Annotated in this window: 16 protein-coding genes; 10 read left to right on the top strand and 6 right to left on the bottom strand. The window is 71.1% G+C overall.

The features are described from left to right. Window positions 1-1,246: sensor histidine kinase (locus G569_RS65135; protein WP_442800905.1), on the top strand; the 1,246-nt coding region annotated here is incomplete at its 5' end. Beyond that, a complete protein-coding gene (gene def, locus G569_RS44965) occupies window positions 1,239-1,793 on the top strand; it encodes a peptide deformylase (protein ID WP_053225727.1) in 555 nt (184 codons plus the stop codon). The genes G569_RS65135 and def, both read left to right, overlap by 8 nt. Here the strand turns inward: def and G569_RS0102370 are convergent. Then, window positions 1,762-2,562: an alpha/beta fold hydrolase gene (locus G569_RS0102370; protein ID WP_028062220.1), complete on the bottom strand. Its 801-nt coding sequence runs from the start codon at window positions 2,560-2,562 to the stop codon at window positions 1,762-1,764. The two genes, def and G569_RS0102370, sit on opposite strands and share 32 nt — an antisense overlap. A gap of 41 nt (window positions 2,563-2,603) precedes the next feature. Next, entirely contained in the window at window positions 2,604-3,701 is a 1,098-nt protein-coding gene (locus G569_RS0102365) for a mandelate racemase/muconate lactonizing enzyme family protein (RefSeq protein ID WP_028062219.1), read from the bottom strand. A 27-nt stretch (window positions 3,702-3,728) separates the two neighbouring features. Here G569_RS0102365 and G569_RS0102360 point away from each other — a divergent pair, with 27 nt between their 5' ends. Next, window positions 3,729-5,054, top strand: coding sequence for a cytochrome ubiquinol oxidase subunit I (locus G569_RS0102360; RefSeq protein ID WP_245602341.1), 1,326 nt, complete (start codon window positions 3,729-3,731; stop codon window positions 5,052-5,054). Continuing rightward, window positions 5,047-6,078, top strand: a complete 1,032-nt coding sequence (locus G569_RS0102355; protein ID WP_028062217.1) for a cytochrome d ubiquinol oxidase subunit II — start codon at window positions 5,047-5,049, stop codon at window positions 6,076-6,078. Before G569_RS0102360 ends, G569_RS0102355 begins: the two co-directional genes overlap by 8 nt. Here G569_RS0102355 and G569_RS0102350 read toward each other — a convergent pair. Beyond that, the gene (locus G569_RS0102350; RefSeq protein ID WP_028062216.1) at window positions 6,060-7,487 is read right to left on the bottom strand and encodes a hypothetical protein; all 1,428 of its coding nucleotides are present in this window, start codon (window positions 7,485-7,487) and stop codon (window positions 6,060-6,062) included. The genes G569_RS0102355 and G569_RS0102350 overlap by 19 nt on opposite strands. Before the next feature lie 10 nt (window positions 7,488-7,497). Further along, on the bottom strand, window positions 7,498-9,387 hold the full coding sequence (locus G569_RS0102345; RefSeq protein WP_028062215.1) for a hypothetical protein: 1,890 nt from the start codon (window positions 9,385-9,387) through the stop codon (window positions 7,498-7,500). Window positions 9,388-9,615: 228 nt separating this feature from the next. Between G569_RS0102345 and G569_RS0102340 the strand changes: the two genes are divergently transcribed. The 5 genes from G569_RS0102340 to G569_RS0102320 all read left to right on the top strand — a co-directional run bounded on the left by G569_RS0102340 (window position 9,616) and on the right by G569_RS0102320 (window position 14,925). Continuing rightward, window positions 9,616-10,263: a hypothetical protein gene (locus G569_RS0102340; protein WP_028062214.1), complete on the top strand. Its 648-nt coding sequence runs from the start codon at window positions 9,616-9,618 to the stop codon at window positions 10,261-10,263. A gap of 265 nt (window positions 10,264-10,528) precedes the next feature. Further along, window positions 10,529-11,542, top strand: a complete 1,014-nt coding sequence (locus G569_RS44960; protein WP_169542052.1) for a serine/threonine-protein kinase — start codon at window positions 10,529-10,531, stop codon at window positions 11,540-11,542. 24 nt (window positions 11,543-11,566) lie between these two features. Continuing rightward, window positions 11,567-13,240 carry a vWA domain-containing protein gene (locus tag G569_RS44955; protein ID WP_053225725.1) on the top strand — a complete coding sequence of 558 codons (1,674 nt, stop codon included), beginning with the start codon at window positions 11,567-11,569 and terminating at the stop codon, window positions 13,238-13,240. A 2-nt stretch (window positions 13,241-13,242) separates the two neighbouring features. Beyond that, window positions 13,243-13,857 carry a hypothetical protein gene (locus tag G569_RS0102325; RefSeq protein WP_028062213.1) on the top strand — a complete coding sequence of 205 codons (615 nt, stop codon included), beginning with the start codon at window positions 13,243-13,245 and terminating at the stop codon, window positions 13,855-13,857. A gap of 72 nt (window positions 13,858-13,929) precedes the next feature. Beyond that, entirely contained in the window at window positions 13,930-14,925 is a 996-nt protein-coding gene (locus G569_RS0102320; RefSeq protein ID WP_028062212.1) for a hypothetical protein, read from the top strand. Here the strand turns inward: G569_RS0102320 and G569_RS0102315 are convergent. Continuing rightward, a complete protein-coding gene (locus G569_RS0102315) occupies window positions 14,922-16,592 on the bottom strand; it encodes an AMP-binding protein (protein WP_157591766.1) in 1,671 nt (556 codons plus the stop codon). The genes G569_RS0102320 and G569_RS0102315 overlap by 4 nt on opposite strands. An 18-nt stretch (window positions 16,593-16,610) precedes the next feature. Further along, window positions 16,611-17,216: a LysE family transporter gene (locus tag G569_RS0102310; protein WP_028062210.1), complete on the bottom strand. Its 606-nt coding sequence runs from the start codon at window positions 17,214-17,216 to the stop codon at window positions 16,611-16,613. Between G569_RS0102310 and G569_RS0102305 the strand changes: the two genes are divergently transcribed. Beyond that, the gene (locus G569_RS0102305; protein ID WP_211232889.1) at window positions 17,215-17,715 is read left to right on the top strand and encodes an Lrp/AsnC family transcriptional regulator; all 501 of its coding nucleotides are present in this window, start codon (window positions 17,215-17,217) and stop codon (window positions 17,713-17,715) included. The genes G569_RS0102310 and G569_RS0102305 overlap by 2 nt on opposite strands. The last annotated feature ends 8 nt before the right edge of the window (window positions 17,716-17,723 follow it).

Below are 17,723 nucleotides of genomic sequence, written 5' to 3'. Positions count from 1 at the left end.
GTGGGAGGGCGCGGAGCGGCGCGGGTGGGAGGGCGCGGAGCGGCGCGGGTGGGAGGGCGCGGAGCGGCGCGGGTGCGGTGGCGGGCCGTGCCGGCGCCGCGGGGAGACGCGCGCGCGGGGCGGCACCGCGTCGCGCGGGTGGCGCACCGGGCCGGTTCGCGTCTCGCCGCTCGCGGCCGCTTGCGCCGTCCTCGTCGCCGGCGCCGTCGTCGAGACGATCGTGCGCGGCGAGGCCGCGGTCGCGTTGCTGCCCGCGCTCATCCTCCCGCTCGCGCCGCTGCTCGTCCCGCGGGCGCCGGTCGCCGCCTCGTTCGGCCTCGCCGCCGGGCTGACGGCGGCATCCGCCACAGAGCTCGTCGGCACCGTCGAGGTCACGTTCGACCTCGTCCTCCTGCTCGCGATGGTCGTCGCCGGCGCGCTTGCCGGACCGCGCCGAGCGGTCATGTCGTTCGTGCTCCTGCAGGCCGGCGCGGCGGCCGCGCTCGGGACCGACCCCGCGATGCCGTGGCCTGCGGTCAGCTACCTCTCGCAGGCGCTGTTGCTCACCGGTGGGTGGAGCGTCGGTGCGCTGCTGCGCGGCGTCGCGGTCGAACAGCAGCGCGTCGCCGAGGACCTCGACGCGACCACGAGCGAACTCGACGCGCTCGTCCGTCAGGCGGTGCAGCGTGAGCGGGTGCGGCTCGCGCACGAGCTGCACGACCTCGTCGGCCACGCGCTGACGGCGGTCGCGATCCACGCCGCGGCCGGGCTCACGCAGCTCCGGCAGCGGCGCCCGCTCGAGCGGGCGCCGCTGCGCGCGGCGGCGCGGCAGGGCGTGGTCGAGCTCCAGCGGCTCGCGGCGGTCGTCCGGCCGGCGGGCGACCTCGCCGCGGACCTGGAGCGGATCGTCGCCGCCACCGGGCAGACGGTCGCGCTCGAGCTGCCCGACCGCATCGAGCTCGACGACGACCTCCGCCACACCGTCGTCTCGATCACGGCCGAGGCCCTGACCAACGCCGCCAAGCACGCCGCCGGAGCCCCGGTCCGCGTCAGCCTCACCCACACCCGCCATGAGATCGCGCTCGAAGTGGTCGACGAGGGCGGCCGGCCCGCGAACCTGCCGAGCGGCGGGAACGGGATCGCCTCGATGGCGCGCCGCGTGCGCGCGATGGGCGGAACGTTCGCGAGCGGACCTCGGCCCGGCGGGGGGTGGGCGGTCAGCGCGGTGCTGCCGAGCGCGGGCGATACCATCGCCCGCCGTGGCTGACGCGTTCGCGCACATTCGTCAATGGGGGGACCCCGTGCTGCGCGAGACCGCGCGGCCCGTGGAGACGTTCGACGCCGCCTTCGAACAGCAGGTCGCCGAGCTCGACTCGCTGATGAAGGGCGCCGACGGCGCGGGCCTCGCCGCCACCCAGGTCGGCTCGCTGCGCCGGGTGTTCGTCTATCGCCTGCCCGACGACGAGGACGACGCGCCCGCCCGCGTGGTCGTCAACCCCACGATCGAGTCCTCCAGCGACGAGACCGAGACGATGCTCGAAGGCTGCCTGTCGCTCGGCAAGGCGCGGGTCAACGTCCAGGTCGAGCGCCCGCACGCGGTCGTCATGACCGGCCAGGACGCGAAGGGTCGCCCGCTGCGGATCGAGGCCGAAGGCGGCCACGCGCGGGTGCTCCAGCACGAGCTCGACCACCTCGACGGCGTGCTGATGCTCGACCGCACGACCGCGGAGCAACGTCGCGCGGCCGTGCGGGCGCTGAACGCCGGCGTGCCGTACCGGCCCGCTACCCCTGAGCCTTCGCCGCAGCCAGAATGAAGTCCGCGGTCGTCTTCGGCTGCGAGATCATCACGACGTGGCTGGCGCCCTTGACGGTGATCGTCTTGCGGGGGCTGATGCGCTTGGCCATCGCCTTCTCGGTGTCGGCGCCGATCGCCTTGTCCGCGCCGGCGATCATGTAGTAGCTCGGAATCGTCTTCCACGCGGGCGGGCCGGACGGCTCGCCGAGCGCGACGAGCGAAGCGGGCCGCTGCGCGAGCGCCATGTTGCGCGCGAGCTTCTTCGAGAGGTCGGCGGCGAAGATCTCGTGGAACACGTCGAGCTTGATCGTCCCCTCCTGGCCGGTGCTGCCGTCCGGGTTCGGGAAGTTCTTGATGTCCAGCGTGGCCGGGCCGATCTGGCCCTGCTTGCCGAGCTGGCTCAACGTCAGGACCGTGTCACCTTGATCGGGCGCGTAGGCGGCGATGTAGACGAGGGCCTTCACGTTCGCGTTGCCGGTCGCCGCGTTGGTGATCACGACGCCGCCGTAGGAATGGCCGACGAGCACGATCGGGCCGCTGATCTGACTCAGGAAGCTCCGCAGGTAGGCGGCGTCCGCGGTCACGCCGCGCAGCGGGTTGGCGGGGCTGACGACCTTGTAGCCCTTGTCCTCGAGGCGCTCCTGGACGCCGTACCAGCCGGACGCGTCGGCGAAGGCGCCGTGCACGAGCACGATGGTCGGCTTGGCGGCCGCGTGGGCGGCGGCGGGCAAAACGGCGAACGCGAAGCATGCGGTCACCAGGACCGCGAGTCGGCGAAGGGTTCTCATACCGCGTGACGCTATGGACCGCGCCCCACGCGACGCCTACGTCATTCGACTGTCTTTAGTGCGGTGAGCAGCGAGTCGTCGACCGTGATGCCGAGCCCGGGACCGCTCGGGGCGCGCCCGCGCCCGTTCGCGCTGCGTGGCTGGTGGCCCGCGACGTGCTCCAGCGTCCAGTCGTTCATGAAGCTCGCCATCAGCAGTTGCGCGGGCGGCGTGCTGGCAGCGAGGTGGGCGACCGCGGCTGAGGTCACATCCCCGCCCCAGCTGTCCTCGACGGTCAACCGCAGGCCGAGCCGCACCGCCAGGTCGCGGAGGAGCTTGCCCTTGGTGAGCCCGCCCACGCGGCCGATCTTCAGGTTGATGCCCTCGATCGCCGGCCGCGCCCGCAGCAGCGTGTCGACGTCGACGATCACCTCGTCGAGGATCATCGGCAACGTGGTGCGCTCGCGCACGACCAGGCACTCGTCCAGCGTCGGGCAGGGCTGCTCGAACAGCACGCGGTCCAGCCCCTCCAGGGCGCGGGCCGCGATCACCGCGTCCTGCAGTCGCCAGCCGCCGTTGGCGTCGGCGATGATCGTCTCGCCGACGTCGGTGGCGTCGAGCACCGCCCGCACCCGGTCCGCGTCCTCGCGCGGATCCGCGCCGAGTTTGAGCTGGAAGCGGCGCACGCCCTGGGCGCGGTGCGCGACCACCTGCTCGACCATCGACGCGACCGTCCCGAGCCCGATCGCGACATAGAGCGGGAAGTCCTCGCTCGTCGCGCCCCCGAGCAGCGTGCTCACGGGCAGGTTCGCGGCCTGGCCGCAGAGGTCCCAGCAGGCGATGTCGATCGCCGCCTTGGCGTAGTCGTGCCCGGCCAACGCGCCGTCCATCGCCGCCCACACGGCGTTCAGATTGCGCGGGTCGACCCCGATCAGCGCGGGCGCGACCTCCTCGATCGCCGCCCGCGCGCCCGCCGCGTGCGCGGGGAGGTAGGTCGAGCCGAGCGGGCAGGTCTCGCCGTAGCCGGCGCGCCCGTCGGTGGTCTCGAGCTTGACGATCGTGCTCTGCAGCGCGCTGATCACGCGCCCGCCGGACATCGCGTACTCGCCGCCGACGTAGCGGGCCTCGTAGCCCAGGATGTGCAGTCGAGCGATCCTCATGTGCCGCGCCACAGTATCTTCGCCCCTGTGCTCGCGGCGTCCGACCTCCTCGAGGCCCGCCAGATGCAGGCGCTGTCACTGACGGTGCACATCCCGATCGTCTGCTTCGGGATCGCGTTCCCGGCGATGATGCTCTTCGTCGAGGGCCTGTACCTGCGCACCGGCGAGGCGACCTACAAGGCGCTGGCCAAGCGCTGGTCGAAGGTCGCCGTGACGCTGTTCGCGGTCGGCGTCGTCACCGGCACGATCCTCAGCTTCGAGTTCGGCCTGCTGTGGCCGGAGTTCATGGCGCGCTACGGCGAGGTGTTCGGGATCGGCTTCGCCCTCGAGGGCATCTCGTTCTTCGTCGAGGCGATCTTCATCGCGATCTACGTCTACGGCTGGGACCGGCTGCCCAAGCGCACCCACTTCCTGACCGGCATCCCGGTCGTGCTCTCGGGCTTCGCCGGCTCCTTCAACGTGATCGCGGTCAACGGCTGGATGAACGACCCGACCGGGTTCGACCAGGGCCCGAACGGCGAGGTGCTCAACCCGGACCCGTGGGCGGCGCTGCTGAACTCGAACATGTGGCACGAGCTGATCCACATGTACCTCGCCGGGTACCTCGTGTGCGGCTTCATCGTCGCGGGCGTCTACGCCCGCGCGTGGCTGAAGGGCAAGCGCGACCTCTACGTGCGCACGGCGCTCGTCGTGACGCTCGCGTTCGCCTCCCTGGCCGCGCCGGTCCAGGTCATCGTGGGCGATTGGGCGGGGCGCGAGGTGGCCGAGCGCCAGCCGATCAAGCTCGCCGCGATGGAAGGGCTCTACGAGACGACGACGGGCGCGCCGTTCACGTTCGGCGGCTTCTACGACGCCGATCGCAACGAGGTCCGCTTCGGCATCCAGGTGCCGAAGTTGCTCTCGCTGCTCGCCACCCACGACCCGAACTCCACGATCCAGGGCCTGAACACCGTGCCTCCGGAGGACCGCCCGCCGGTCAACATCGTCCGCTACGCGTTCCAGACGATGGTGGGGCTCGGCAGCGCGCTCGCGCTGCTCGGCGTCGTGTTCATCTGGGTCTGGTGGCGCAAGCGCCGGCTGCCGGAGTCGGTGTGGTTCTACCGCGCGGTGATGGTGTCCGGGCCGGCGGCGTTCGTCGCGCTGATCGCGGGGTGGATCACGACCGAGGTCGGCCGCCAGCCGTGGATCGTCTACCAGGTGATGCGCACCGAGGAGGCGGTCACGAACGCCAACGGCCTCGAGGTCGGGTACGCCGTGCTGATCGCGGTCTACATCGGCGTCGGCGCCGCGGTCGTGTGGCTGCTGCGCCGCCTCGCGAGCAAGCCGCCCGAGACCGAGGTGCGGCGTGGCTGAGATCTGCGCCGCGTTCATCGTGCTCGGCATCTCCGCCTACGCGGTGCTGGGCTCGGCCGACTTCGGCGCCGGCTTCTGGGACCTGACCGCGGGAAGCGCACGCGGCGGCGGGCGGCTGCGCGGCATGATCCAGCGCTCGATGGCGCCGGTGTGGGAGGCCAACCACGTCTGGCTGATCTTCGTGCTGGTGATCTGCTGGACCGCGTTCCCGACCGCGTTCGGCTCGATCTTCTCGACCCTCTACATCCCGCTCTTCCTGGCCGCGATCGGGATCATCTTCCGCGGCACCGCGTTCGCCTTGCGCGGCCAGGCGGCGACGATCAACGAGGCGCGCCTGCTCGGGGCCCTGTTCGCGACCGCGTCCGTGCTGATCCCGTTCTGCTTCGGCGCGGTGCTGGGCGGGATCGCGTCCGGGCGGGTGGGGATCGGCAACGCGACGGGCGACCCGTGGAGCAGTTGGCTGAACCCGACGTCCGCGTTGATCGGCGTCATCGCCGTCCTCACCGGCGCATACCTGGCCGCGGTCTACCTCGCGGGCGACTCGGTGCGCGCCGAGCAGCCCGACCTCGCGCGAGCCTTCCGCGCGCGGGCGCTGCTCGCGGGCGGGCTGTCCGGCGCGGTCGCGATCGGCGGGCTGCTGGTGCTGCGCAGCGACGCCCGGTCGCTGTTCGACGGGCTGACCTCGGGCGCCGGGCTGGCGATGGTGATCGTCTCCGCCCTCGCGGGTGCGGCGACCCTGTGGCTCGTGTGGAGCGAGCGCTACGGCCTCGCGCGCGTCTCCTCCGCGCTCGCCGTCGTGGCGATCGTGGTCGGCTGGGCGCTCGCCCAGAACCCGTACCTGCTGCCGCCTGATCTCAAGCTCGACGAAGCCGCTGCCGCCGACGCCACGCTGACGGCGGTCGTCCTCGTCGTCGCGCTCGGCATGCTCATCCTCGGCCCGTCGCTCTGGTACCTCTACCGCCTCGTCCTGCGCGGCCAGCTCGACCAGACCTACGAGCCGCTCGATCAGCGCTTCCACACATGAGCCGCCTCGTCGCCTTCGCGCTCGGCTGCTTCGTGCTCGGCATCGTGCTGATGGTCGGCTTCGAGCTGACCTGGATCGGCATCCCGCTGCTGTTCGCCTTCATCATCGCGGGCGTGTTCGCGATCGCCGACCCCGCGTTCCTGCACCCCGACGACCGCGACTGACGCGGGGGCAGGCAATCGCGCGGGCCGCTCTCCCGCCTGTGCAGGCTCGCGCATTCGTGCGATCGCATCCTTGGCTTCCGACAGGAAGGCGCGATAGCGGACCTTGCCGCGGTCGAGCGCCGCTCGGCCGTCCGTGCCGGAGCCGTCGCCGCGCATCATCGCCGCCCACGCGTCAGACGCGCTGACCAGCTCGGTCATGGCCTCATGCGCTCGCGCGGCGGCCTCAGGCGGGAGCCGCGGACGAAGCTCATCCAGCGTCGTCCTGGCCTCGGCGGTGTCCCGCTGGGCCTTGTCGGCGAGAGCCGGCTCCGGCTCGTCCACGTGTTCCAAACGTCCGATCGCGCGGCCGATCGCCGCGGCGACCTGGTTCGCAGCCTCATCCGCGTCGTCCGCCGGCGTGCTGCCGGCGATCTTCGTCGCCCGTGCTTGAAGGCGTTCGAGGAAGGGTGAGTTGAGCCGGTTGTCGGTCATCGCGTCGAGGAGGCGCTCGGTCGCGCGCCGTTCGAGCTTCACGGAGTCGAGCACCAGCCCGTAGCCGAGGGCGAGCGTGACGAGCACGACCAGCGGCCACCACGGGGGCCCGATCCGCACGGCCAGGACCGCGCCGGCGAACAGGATCGGCGGCACGATCCCGCGCCGGAACTCGGCCTCGGACTGGAGGCGATCGATCAGCGAGAAGAAGGCGTCGTCGCGTCCGAGCAGCCGCGTGGACGCGATGGTGTCGAGCTCACGCTGCACCGCGGCGGCGATCCTCCGTTCCAGGGCCCAGTCGTACTCGAGCGGTTGCGCCGTGCCTGGACCGCCGACGTTCTCCCGCGGCGGATGACTCGGGCCCTGGGGAACACCGCTCTGGTTCAGAAACTTCGGCACGTCGATCCCTGACATCGACAGCGTGCGCTGCAGCTCCGTGCGGTTGAGTCGAGCGAGCTCGTCGAGCGCTCGACGGCCGTGGACGCTGATCGGATCCAGGCGCCGGATTCGGCGTCGAGCGTGCAGTCCGGTGGCCAGCGATCCGAACAGGCTCGTCGACAGGGCACCGACGACGTAGGCGACGAACGAGATGAAGACGCCGAGCCCGATCAGCGACAGTGCGTCCGTCAGGTGATAGATCGAGGCGAGCACCCCGGACGCGGCGTCCCGATCGGGGACGACCGGCTCGAGCGCGACCCAGGACGCGACCAGCCAGATGTAGCCGGCGGCGACCGGCACCCGGAGGTCGCGCAGACCTGGGAGGAGGCTGAGCACGTGCCCGGCTTCATTCGCTGGCGTCGTGGGCGACGGCACCGTTGGCCCCGCGCGCGCCCTGAAGGGGCTCGACCTGCTCGAACTTGACCGGCTTCAGGCGCGGCGGCAGCCCGTCGGCGTGGGGGTCCGGATAGGCGAGATCGAGCGAGTCGTTGAAGGTGAACTCCTTGCCGGACACGTCGCGGGTGAGGACCTTGACGCCGTTGACCTCGAGCGTCACGGACTGCGGCCGCCACACCCTGCCGCGGTCGGCGATGTCCGGCCCGTCGGCGAACGGGTCGTCGCTCGCGACGATCCGGCAGCTCTGGATCTCCTCCAGCCGCAGCCGGCCCATCGTGTCGATCGTGAAGGTGTCCTTTGCTCCCGGCTCGAACTGCGGATACAGCTTGCGGACGATCGCCCGCGCCGGACCGAGGAACGTGGACGGGACGGCGGTCCGCCCATAGGGGAAGTTGAGCAGGTAGTCGCGGCGCTCGAGCGTCCCGTTGGAGGCCTTGACCGCCACGAGCAGCCACATGTCGGCCGAGAATGCCTCGTCGGAGTCCTCGCGCGTGACGACACGGACCGCCAGCGAGTCGACGAAGTGGTGGCCGACGAACGCGTGGAGGGACCCTTCGCCGCGCATCTTGTAGCGCGCCAGCTCGGTTCCCAGCGTGACGGTCCCCGGCAGCGGCGGCGTCGCTCCCGGGCGCTCGTCGCGCGTGATCATCGGCGTCACCTTCAGGTGGCGCTTCAGGCGATGGATCGCGTGCTTCGCGTAGGAATCCGCGCCGGCGTCGTTCGGGTGGCTCATCGACGCGATCAGCGCTCGCCCGATGCGGAGTATCTCCTCGTGCAGGGCGTCGCGCATGCGCACGAGCGTGTCCACGCCGCGGTCGTCGGCGTAGGCCGCCAGCGCGGCTCGCAGGCGCGCCGGTCCGTCGATCGCGTCCCGCAGATCGCGTGCGTCGTCGGTGTCCGGGAACCCCTGCGGGCCGGTCGCGAGCGAGCGCTTGTAGAGCGCCTGCATCGCGCCGAACTGGAGCAGCCGCGGGCAATGGCGTTCGCGCATCGCCCGTCCCGCGTCGGTGGTCGGGGCGGTGTAGTCCTCGTGCAGCCAGGGCTTGTCGCCGAACACGGAGTTCGGGGACCCGAACCCCGACGGGACGTACAGCAGGCCGTGATGGCGCAGCGCCGGATCCAGGTTGGCCTCGGTCACCGCGCGCCGCGTCCAGTACTGCCAGCGTCCCTGCATCCACATGGACCGGGCCTGCGCCTGCCGGATCGCCGCGTTGACGTCTTCGAATCCGAAGACGTCGTTCATCCACCAGGCGAAATCGTCATCGAACTGGTGCTTGAACGCCGCGCGGATCTTGCTCACGTGGGACCCGTACGACAACGGTGCGAAGAAGCCGAAGTAGAGGATCACGGCGTTCGGGCACTTGTCGCGGACCCGGGTGAGCAGCTTCAGCACCTTGTCGTGCGCCGCATCCCGGATGACCTCGTCCCAGCGCTCGATGAACTCGCCGCTGGCGATCGACGGGTTGATGATCTCCTCGAGGGGGATGTCGTTGATTCCGCCGTCGACGAGCGCGACATGGATCGTCTCGCCGAGGGCGTCCGCCATGAGCCTCACCTGCCCGCGGACGGTCGGGAACGACCCCGGAATCTCGCCGTAGAGCCCGGTCGCCGGTTGGTCGCTGGTGGAGTCCAGGAACGCCTGTCGTGCGGGGGCGTCGGCGAACAACTTCGGGAAGGTGTCGGCGAAGTCGGGGCGCTGTTCGCCGCTCGCCTCGATCTTCGCGCCCGACCGCGAGGCGTCGAACGCGAGCTTCGAATGCGTCTTGCCCAGTATCTCCGGCATCGCCTCGACGATCTGGGCGACGAAGCGGTTGTCACGGGCCAGGCCCTGTCCCCACATCAAAGAGTCACCGAACGCGGCGACCCTTGCCTCGTGTTGGGGCCGATGGTCGCGAACGTCGACGACACCGGCGCGAGTGGAACCTCGCGGTCCTGTGGGCATCCGGGCCTCCTCAAAAGTTGGTTGGCACCCGGAAGGGACTTCGACCCTACAGGAGCGAATGATGAGAGGCCGAACATTTTGCGTTCACTTCGGTATCACGCTCACGGCCATTCCCCTCTCACGGGCATGGACATCGACAAGGTCGAGCTCAAGTTCACGGCCGTCCCGGCGGACAAGGGGCGCGTCGTCGCCTTCCTCAGCGACTTCCCGATGAAGCAGCGGAAGGTCTACTTCTACGACGACGAGGACCTGTCGCTGTTCGAGCGGCATGTGATCCTGCGCGGTCGCATCACCGACGGCGAGGGCGACACCACCGTCAAGCTGCGCCCGGTCGAGCCGGACGTCGCCGGAGCCGCCAAGGACGTCAACGACGACGTCCGGATCGAGCTCGACGTCGTCGGGGACGACGAGACGCTCTCGGCGAAGCTCGACCACGACGACGTCGACACCGGCGCGATCAAGCAGGGCGAGTGGGACGGGTTGTTCACGGACGAGCAGAAGGCGCTCGCGGGCGACATCGACGGCATCAAGCCGCTAGGCCCGATCGCGGCCCGCGTCTGGGAGATCGAGGACCTTCCGGGATTCCCTTACAAGCTCGCCGCCGAGGAGTGGTCGGTGCACGATCTGCACTTCGTCGAGCTCTCGATCAAGGTCAAGCCCGGCGACGTGAAGGACGCGAAGCCGGTGTTCAAGGCCTTCCTGACCGGGCTGGTCAAGGACGTCGCCGGCGACCCGTCGCGCAAGACCGAGCAGGTGCTGCGCAAGCTCGTGTGAGTCGCGGAGCCGTGGCACGCGGCGCCGAGCGCCACGTTTGATCTGCCACGGCTCGCCCACGTCCTCGGAACCTCCAAGAACGGCGCCCGCAACCGTAGCCGCGGCTCCGGTCGTTCTCACCCGCGGGTGTCCGAGAGGAAACCGTGACACGCACGGTCTTGCCGGAAACTCCGTCCGCGGTTTTCCGTGGGCGGAACGCAGGTGTGAACCAGAACACCTAGGACGCGTTGTTGGCATGGGGCGCGTGGCGGACGCTTGCGACACGATGCCGGACGCCCTCATCCAGACCGTCTTCGCGGGCTACCGCATCGACAGCCGTGTCGGCCGCGGCGGCATGGGCGTGGTGTACCGGGCGACCGATCTCACGCTGGACCGGGCGGTCGCGCTGAAGGTCCTGACCGAGGACCTCGCGGGTGACGAGGGCTTCCGGCGGCGGTTCGTGACCGAGTCCAAGCTCGCCGCGTCGCTCGACCACCCGAACGTCGTGCCGATCCACGCGGCGGGCGAGCACGACGGCGTGCTCTACATCGCGATGCGGCTCGTTCCCGGCGCCGACCTGCGCGAGACGCTGCGGCGGGAAGGGCGGCTCGAGCCCGCGTACGCGGCGCGGGTCGTCGCCCAGGTGGCGTCCGCCCTGGACGCCGCGCACACGCACGGCCTCGTCCACCGCGACGTCAAGCCGGCCAACGTCCTGGTCACCCCCGAGGGCCACGCGTACCTGACGGACTTCGGGCTGACCAAGCAACTCTCGAGCGACCCCGAGGCGACCCGCACCGGGATGGTGTTGGGGACGCTCGACTACATCGCGCCCGAGCAGATCCGGGGCGAGGCGATCGGGCCGTACACCGACGTCTACTCGCTCGGCTGCATGCTCTGCCATCTGCTGACCGGCGAGGTGCCGTTCACTGTGCCGACCGAGGAGGGGAAGCTGTGGGCGCACTTCTCCGAGCGGCCGCCGAAGCCGAGCGGGCGGACGCCCGGCCTCGGCACCCGCTTCGACGCGATCGTCGCGCGGGCGATGAGCAAGCGCCCGGCCGACCGCTACGCCAGCGCGGGTGAACTGGGCGACGCCGTCCTGATGGCGGTCGCCGCGCCCGCGGCGAAGGCGCCGCGCGTCCGCCGCGACGCGCTCGTCAGCGCGCTCACCGACCCGTTCAACGTCGTGCTGCTGTGCGCGTTGCTGGTCGCCGGGGCGCTGCTCGGGACGGTCCGGCTCATGGTCGGACTCGCGCTCGCCGTCTACGCCGCCGCCGTGTGGCGCACCTACCAGGACTTCTAAGGAGGAACCTCGATGCGAGGACGCATGCTCATCATCGGCCTGGCGCTCGCGGCGGTCGCGATCGCGTTCGTGGCCTCTGCCGGAGGCGATCCGAAGCCGCCGGCGCGGACCTCGTCCGCCCCCACGCCCCCGACCGCCAGCCCGCCCCCGGGCGCCCTGAAGCTCACGCTGGCCTACTCGCCCGAGAAGGAGGCGCTGCTCGCGCCGCTGATCAAGCGCTTCAACGCCGAGGGACACAAGAGCGCCGGGCGCGTCGTGTACATCGAGCCGCAGATCGTCGCGTCCGGCGATGCCGAGACGCGGATCTCGCAGGGCAAGCTCCGCCCGGTGCTGTGGTCGCCCGCCTCGTCCTTCTGGGGCCGGTTGCTCAACTACGAGGCCGACCGGCGGCTGGTCGCCGACGACAACCCCTCGATCGTGCGCACGCCGCTCGTGATCGCGATGTTCAAGCAGCTCGCGGACGCCTACGGCTACCCCAAGCGCCCGCTCGGCTACAAGGAGCTCGACAAGCTCGCGACCGGCGGCTGGGCCGCGGTCGGCAAGCCGCAGTTCGGGTCCTTCAAGTACGTGCACACCAACCCGGACTTCTCGACCGCCGGACTCTCCGCCGTCGCCGCCTCCTACTACGCCGCGGTCGGCAAGCGGGAGGGGCTGACCGAGGCCGACGTCACCCGCGGGCGCCCGCAGGTGCAGCGGCTCGAGCACTCGATCGTCCACTACGGCGACACCACGCTCTTCATCGCCGACGAGATGCGCCGGCGCGGGCTCGGCTACGCCTCGGCGGCGGCGATGGAGGAGACGACGATGATCGACTTCAACCGTCACGCGGGCGATGGCGACCACCTCGTCGCGATCTACCCCGAGGAGGGCACGTTCTTCTCCGACAACCCGCTGATGACCCTCGAGGGCGACTGGGTGACCCCCGAGCAGGCGAGCGCGGGCAAGGTGTTCACTGCGTTCCTGGCGAAGGCGATCACGCCTGAGGTCGCGGGCGCGCAGGGCTTCCGCCCCGCCGATCCCGACGTCGCTCCCGCCGGGCTGGTGACGGCCGCCAACGGCGTCGACCCGAAGCAGCCGGCGCGCGTGTTGCGCCTGCCGGAGCCGAAGGTGCTGGCCAAGATCAAGGCGACCTGGCGCGAGGACCGCAAGCCCGCCAACGTGATGATGGTCTTCGACAACTCGGGCTCGATGGGCGAGGAGGACAAGCTCGAGCAGGCCAAGGCCGGGCTGAAGGGCTTCTTCCGCCAGGCCGCGCCGCAGGACCGCATCGGCCTGATCAAGTTCTCGCAGGACATCGTGCCGCTGATTCCGATCGCGCCGATGTCGGCGAACCGGGCGAAGCTGCTCGCCGCCACGGACACGATCCTCCCGGAGGACGACACGCGCCTGCGCGACGCGACGCTCGCCGGCATCAACGCCGTCTCCGCCCACCTCGACCGCGACGCGATCAACGCGGTGGTCCTGCTGACCGACGGCGAGGACACCTCGTCCAACCACACCGCCTCCGACGTCCTGCAGGCGCTCGACCGCCAGCGCGAGAAGGAGAGCGGGCAGATCCGCGTCTTCACGATCGCCTACGGCACGGACCCCAACGCCGAGGAACTGGCGGAGTACGCGAAGGCCAGCGGCGGCAAGAGCTACACGGGCGGGGCCGACGACATCGGCTCGATCTACCGGTCGATCAGCTCCTTCTTCTAGCGATGACCCGCAAGGAGCTCAGCCTCGTCCTCGCGGTCAACGCGGTCACCAAGCCCGTCAACGTGCTCGCGCCCGCCATCGTCCTCGTCGCCGCGCTCGCGCTCGGCGTGCTCTGGCTCGCGCCGGTCGCCGTCGTGTGCTGGCTCGCGCTCGTGACCGTCACGTTCTTCGACGAGCGCGAGGCGCGCGAGGCCGGCTCGCGGGCGCGATCCGCCGCCCGCCGGGAGCCGCCGCCGGTCCCGCGCACGACCACCCGCTTCGCGCCGGAGATCGCCGCTCGCGTGCGCGCCGCGAGCGCCGCCCGCGCAGCGATCACGGCCGAGGCGTCCGACGACGTCAACCGCGAGGTCGCGGGCCTCGTGCTCGCCCTGCAGGGCCACGCCGAGCGCGCGCAGCGCATCCACGCCTTTCTGGCCGAACAGCCGGCCGCGGACGCGGACGCGCTCGACCGTCTGCGGCAGCGCCTGGCCGCGATGCTCACCGAGATGGACGAGGTCGTGACGACGCTGCAGACCGTCCGCGCGGAGCTCCTCGCCGTCGACGGTCTCGGGCAGACCGAGCTCGCGGCACAGGTGAGCGAGTTGCGCGCGCGGGTCCAGGTCATCTTCGAGAACTGATCGGGTTGTGACCGGTGGAGCGCGCAGATAACCTTGCGCGATCTGCGCCCGTAATCCACGGAAGGTTCCCGAATGTCTCGCACGGTGATGGCGTCGCTGCTCGTGGTCGTGATGCTGCTGGCCACTGCCGCTTCCGCGCGCGCCGCGGACACGCTGACGGTGACCTTCGGAGCCGATCCGACCGAGGAGGTGCCGATCCCGATCACCGCGACGTGGACATCGTCCGATCCCGACCCCCGCGTGATCGTGACCATCAAGCCCGATGGGCCGTTGGGCTGCGGGTCCGCGTACAACGTCGACGACCCGAACAGCTCCGACGTGATCTACACCAGCGGGTCGGCAAGCGGGAGCACGACGCAGACGCACACGATCTACGACCCGGGCACATCGATCGTGTGCGGCTACCTCCAGAACAGCTCCAGCGACGCGTCACCACTCGCAGTGACCGGCGCGGTCAGGCTCACCGTCCGCTCCGCGCGGGCGACCGTCTCGATCCAGGTCCCGCCGCGTGTCGACGCTGGACAGGCGTTCGCGCTCAACGCGCCGGTGAACACCGAGCTGAGCCGCAGGCTGATCATCACGCTCAAGCCCGCCGGCGGCCGTGGCTGCGAGGCGACTTACGCGCTCGACGACCCGAACTCCACCGACGTCCTCTACACGACCGTGCAGGGCACCCAGACCGGGACCGACACGATCACCGCGCCGACGACGAACGGCACCTACCTGCTCTGCGCCTACGTCGTCGAGTCGGGAAGCGATCCCGCGCCCGAGGCGACGTCGTCCGCGACGTTCCTCGTCGGTCCCGACCCGTGCGTGACCGCCCGCGCCAAGCTCACCGCCGCGAACAAGGCGGTCACCACGGCCGAGAAGGCGGTCGCGCGCTATCGGAAGTCCTACAAGGCCTACGAGCGGAAGGCCCGGCGTGCGCACGGCGCCAAGCGCGCCTCCTACAAGCGGCTGGCCAAGCGCGACAAGAGCCGCTACAAGAGCGCGGTCCGCACGCGCTCGAAGAAGCGGGCGGCGCTCTCGACCGCGCAGGCGGGGGTCACCGCCGCCTGCGGCGCCTAGGCCTTCAGCTCCGGGAAGTCGGCCTCCGACCACCCGCCGCTTACGTCCTGCTCCTCGCGGGCGCGCAGCTCGACGCGGCGGATCTTGCCGCTGATCGTCTTGGGCAGCTCATAGAACTCGATGCGGCGGACCCGCTTGTAGGGCGCGAGCTGCTCACGGGCGTGCTTGAGGATCGAGAGCGCGGTCTCCCTGGTCGGTTCGTGTCCCTGCGCCAGCACCACGTACGCCTTCGGGACGGCGAGGCGCAGCGGGTCGGGGGAGGGGACGACGGCGGCCTCGGCGACCGCCGGGTGCTCGATCAGCACCGACTCGAGCTCGAACGGCGAGATCCGGTAGTCGGAGGCCTTGAAGACGTCGTCGGTGCGGCCGACGTAGGTGATGTAGCCGTCCGCGTCGCGCGAGGCGACGTCGCCCGTGTGGTAGTAGCCGCCGCGCATCGCGTCCGACGTGCGCTCGTCGTCGTCGCGGTAGCCCACCATCAGGCCGAGCGGGCGGTTGTCCAGCGGTAGGCAGATCTCGCCCTCCTCGGCGGCCTCGCCGGTGACCGGGTCGATCAGCGCGACGGTGTAGCCGGGCATCGGGCGGCCCATCGAACCCGGCTTGATCGGCTGGCCGGGCGGGTTGCCGATCTGCAGCGTCGTCTCGGTCTGGCCGAACCCGTCGCGAAGGGTAAGGCCCCACGCCTTCTGCACCTGCTCGATGACCTCAGGGTTGAGCGGCTCGCCGGCGCCGACGACCTCTCTGAGCTGCGTTCGGACGGACGTCAGGTCGGCCTGGATCAGCATCCGCCAGACGGTGGGCGGGGCGCAGAACGTCGTGACGTTGTGGGTGGCGATGACGTTCAGCAGCGCACTCGCGTCGAAGCGCTCGTAGTTGAAGATCGCGACCGTCGCCTCGGCCAGCCAGGGGGCGAAGAAGTTCGACCAGGCGTGCTTCGCCCAACCGGGCGAGCTCAGGTTGAGGTGCACGTCGCCGGGCTTGAGCCCGATCCAGTACAGGGTCGAGAGATGGCCGACCGGATACGAGGCGTGGGTGTGCTCGACGAGCTTCGGGCGCGCGGTCGTGCCGGAGGTGAAATACAGCAGGAGCGTGTCCGTGGCGTGGGTGGGGCCGTCGGGCGTGAACTCCGCCTGTGCCTGGTGCGACTGCGCGTAGTCGAGCCAGCCGTCGGGGGCGTTCTCGCCGACCGCGATCCGCGTGTAGTCGCCCGCGACGCCGTCGAACTTGGACGCGTCGGCGGCGCGGACGATCACGTGCTTGGCGTTGCCGCGGTCGATCCGGTCGCGCAGGTCGGCCTCGGCCAGCAGCGTCGTCGCGGGGATCACGACCGCGCCGAGCTTCATCGCCGCGAGCATCGTCTCCCACAGCTCGACCTGGTTGCCGAGCATCAGCACGATCCGCTCGCCGCGTCGCACGCCCTGCGCGCGCAGCCAGTTCGCGAGCTGGTCGCTGCGCGTGACCAGCTCGTCGAACGTGAGCTGCTTCGAGCTGCCATCGGCCTCGACCACCAGCAGACCGGTCGCGTCGTTGCCACGCGCGAAGCCGTCGAACCAGTCCAGCGCCCAGTTGAACTCGTCCAGCACCGGCCACGCGAACTGCGCGCACGCGGCCTCCCAGTCCTCGCGCTTGGAGAGCAGTCCGTCCCGCAGAGCCCTGATCGCGTCCATGCGGGCGGACATTACGCCCTAGTTCGCGCTGATCGCGAGCGCGCAGCCGAAGATCACGAGCCCGCCGCCCGCGATCACGTCGGCGATCCGGATCGCTTTCGCTCCGACCGCCCGCCGCGCGGTGGCCGTGCCCGCCGCGAGCAGCGTGACCCAGCAGAGGCTGCCGGCGCCGACGCCGGCGACCAGGAGCGCGGGTGTGCCGTTCGCGCTCGCGCCGCTGGCGGCGGCGAAGATCGCCGCCCACGAGGCGATCGTCGCCGGGTTCGACGCCGTCGCGGCGACGGCCGTGGCGAACGCGCGTCGCGGCGACCGGACGACCTCCCGCGTCTCCGCGTCGGGCCGCACCCGGAACGCGTCGCGCAGCGTGCGTATGCCGAGCACCAGCAGGACCGCCGCGCCGAGCAGGGTGAACGTCGTCCGCAACGCGTCGATGGCCAGCAGTGAAGCGGCGCCCGCCGCGCCCAGTGCCGCGTACAGCGCGTCGACGAGCGCGATCCCGCCGCCGATCGCCAACCCCACGGCCAACCCGCTGCGCAACGTGGAGCGGACCAGGAACAGCGACATGGGGCCGAGCTGCAGGGCGACGAGGAACCCGAGCCCGAAACCGATCGTGAGAGCGTGCATGTCCAGGGGATATCGGCGACACTTCACGCCCCGCAAGCCGCCCTTGGAGAAGACCGCGAGAACCGTGGCGCTGGACCCGATCGACAGTGAGATCCTCAGGCTCCTCCGTGAGGACGGCCGCCTCTCGTGGCGCGATCTCGGCGCCGCGGTCGGCCTCAGCGCCAACGCCGCCGCCGACCGCGTCCGCCGACTGCGGCAGGCCGGCGTGATCACCGGCTTCGTCGCGCTGATCGACCCCGCGGCGGGTGGGCGGCACCTCGAGGCGCTGGTGGGCGTCACGCTGCGCCGCGGCGTCGACTCCGACGCGTTCGCGGTCGCCGTGTCGCGCCTGGAGCCGGTGATCGAGGTGTTGCACCTGAGCGGCGCGCCCGACTACCAGCTGCGCGTCGCCTGCCGCGACACCGCCGAGCTCGACGCCTTCCTGCGCACCCTGCGCAACCGCGTCGGCGCGGTCGACACCGAGACCACGATCATCCTCCGTTCCGGTCCTCCTCAGTGAAGGCGTAA

Source organism: Solirubrobacter soli DSM 22325, from assembly GCF_000423665.1.
Classification (GTDB): Bacteria; Actinomycetota; Thermoleophilia; order Solirubrobacterales; family Solirubrobacteraceae; genus Solirubrobacter; species Solirubrobacter soli.
Note: the sequence above shows the minus strand (reverse complement) of the source record. Positions and strands in the feature narration are given on the sequence as shown.

Coding starts and splice junctions, on each gene's coding strand:
- G569_RS44960 (WP_169542052.1), top strand. CDS start 10,529: ATGCCGGACGCCCTCATCCAGACCGTCTTCGCGGGCTACCGCATCGAC.
- G569_RS0102315 (WP_157591766.1), bottom strand. CDS start 16,592: ATGGACGCGATCAGGGCTCTGCGGGACGGACTGCTCTCCAAGCGCGAG.
- G569_RS0102325 (WP_028062213.1), top strand. CDS start 13,243: ATGACCCGCAAGGAGCTCAGCCTCGTCCTCGCGGTCAACGCGGTCACC.
- G569_RS0102345 (WP_028062215.1), bottom strand. CDS start 9,387: ATGTGGGGACAGGGCCTGGCCCGTGACAACCGCTTCGTCGCCCAGATC.
- G569_RS0102365 (WP_028062219.1), bottom strand. CDS start 3,701: ATGAGGATCGCTCGACTGCACATCCTGGGCTACGAGGCCCGCTACGTC.
- G569_RS0102340 (WP_028062214.1), top strand. CDS start 9,616: ATGGACATCGACAAGGTCGAGCTCAAGTTCACGGCCGTCCCGGCGGAC.
- G569_RS0102305 (WP_211232889.1), top strand. CDS start 17,215: ATGTCCAGGGGATATCGGCGACACTTCACGCCCCGCAAGCCGCCCTTG.
- G569_RS44955 (WP_053225725.1), top strand. CDS start 11,567: ATGCTCATCATCGGCCTGGCGCTCGCGGCGGTCGCGATCGCGTTCGTG.
- G569_RS0102370 (WP_028062220.1), bottom strand. CDS start 2,562: ATGAGAACCCTTCGCCGACTCGCGGTCCTGGTGACCGCATGCTTCGCG.
- G569_RS0102310 (WP_028062210.1), bottom strand. CDS start 17,216: ATGCACGCTCTCACGATCGGTTTCGGGCTCGGGTTCCTCGTCGCCCTG.
- G569_RS0102320 (WP_028062212.1), top strand. CDS start 13,930: ATGTCTCGCACGGTGATGGCGTCGCTGCTCGTGGTCGTGATGCTGCTG.